Source organism: Pseudoduganella sp. RAF53_2 (genome assembly GCF_052113985.1).
Taxonomy (GTDB): domain Bacteria; phylum Pseudomonadota; class Gammaproteobacteria; order Burkholderiales; family Burkholderiaceae_D; genus Rugamonas.
In genome coordinates this window covers 1-1461 of the sequence record NZ_JBFRDW010000977.1, presented here as the reverse complement: position 1 = coordinate 1461, position 1461 = coordinate 1, and the positions used below count along the sequence as shown (strand labels likewise).

1 protein-coding gene and 1 pseudogene are annotated in these 1461 nt (G+C 55.5%); both read right to left on the bottom strand.

From position 1 onward, the window contains the following. A partial coding sequence (locus tag AB4Z11_RS31585) for a hypothetical protein (RefSeq protein WP_442030111.1) occupies nt 1-763 on the bottom strand: 763 nt, incomplete at its 3' end. Beyond that, nucleotides 760-1461, bottom strand: a pseudogene (locus AB4Z11_RS31580) (hypothetical protein); the annotation flags it as partial. The pseudogene AB4Z11_RS31580 and the gene AB4Z11_RS31585, both read right to left, overlap by 4 nt.

The following is a 1461-nucleotide window of genomic DNA, read 5'->3' as shown; positions in this document are numbered from 1 at the left end:
AATCAGTATTGAGCACGTCGAGCACCAACTGGAAATTCGCGTTTTTAAGAGTAATCGCGGAGGGCGATGAAACAGGCCCCAACTGCGCCCCGAACTTAGCGCCCAAAACGGATGCAAGCACAGAAATCCCGCGGCCACTAGAACCACTATCAGTGACCTCGACCCAAGACGCCGAGACGTCCACACGCTTCGGCATAGAATCCAAAGCAGTCACCAACTCAACCATCTTGCCCAGATCCTTTTCCGACCCGACCAACAGAACAGCGGCACCAGCAGCATGCGCAGACCGCGTGCCAAAAGCGCTTGTCAACACGGTGACCAGAAAATCACTGGATCGATTCTGCGGGTTATAGACCACCGATTTAGCATCAGGCGCAGCCTCAACCAACGGTGGACGTTCGACCCTGTCAACGTCTGGCTTTACTACCTCCTGTGGCGTGGATTCGTCACCAGTACGAAGCTCCGTCTTTGCAGCGGACAAGTAATAAATGCCCTTCTTTTCAGAGACAGCAATGCCTTGCTGCGCCAGCACGCCCTCAACGAACGCTGGCACTTCAGCCTCGTCAAGCGCCCCTACATTCACTGTGATCCGCTTTTCCGCACCGACCAATTCCGGCGCCATCACATAGTCACGATGCAGCAATGTCCTAAATGTAGCCTGGGCAAACGTGGACACCGGCACTCCATTGAAATCGAAGCTCACCGGCGACTTGGCAAACGCAGGAGCCGCTACCAGAAAAAGAATTGATATAAATCGTTTCACTCTGCCTCCCGAACCCAAGTAGTAGCGTTGATCTGAGCCTCACGGCCGTTGACGCCAACGCGGAAGCGCAGCGGAACCACGACACGCCCATCAGACAACACCAAAGTTGGCCGTGCGCCCTGCTCGATGATCCCGACTATTTTTAGCTTGTCGGAAAAGACAGGCGCAGGCTCCGCTGCTACAACGGCACCAACTGCAGGCCCGAAGAACTTCATACCGAATGCGCCGAGCACAGCACCAAGCAACACGGAGAAAGTAAGAAATTTAGGCATATGTTTCGAAACCGGTTTAGGAGGAAGGGCACGCGGCCGCACAAGCTGAGCGTCAAGATTTCCGGGCCGGATCGGGCCTACAAAGTCCGAAGGCACGRCGACCTTGGCAGACAAATGCCACGCCGACAGCAGCGAATGCGTACCGTGTGGGTAGCTCTCAGAAAACACCTGCGTGGTGCTGTACGCCCGGTTTAGGTCATCACCACGGAACACCCAGCGGTCAGCAACAAGACCATCAGGACCAGCACCAAGGCGCACGACGCCGATATGCAGGCGCGGCAAATTGCCATCAGTAGCACTAGCGGTAAGCAGCTTGAGTGCGCCACTGACAACAGGCACCTTCATGCGATCAAGCCGATTCAATCGCACAACATATTCCAGCAGGCTATCCCGTAGCTGCTTGTCGACCTGGGTGATGTTCTGCAT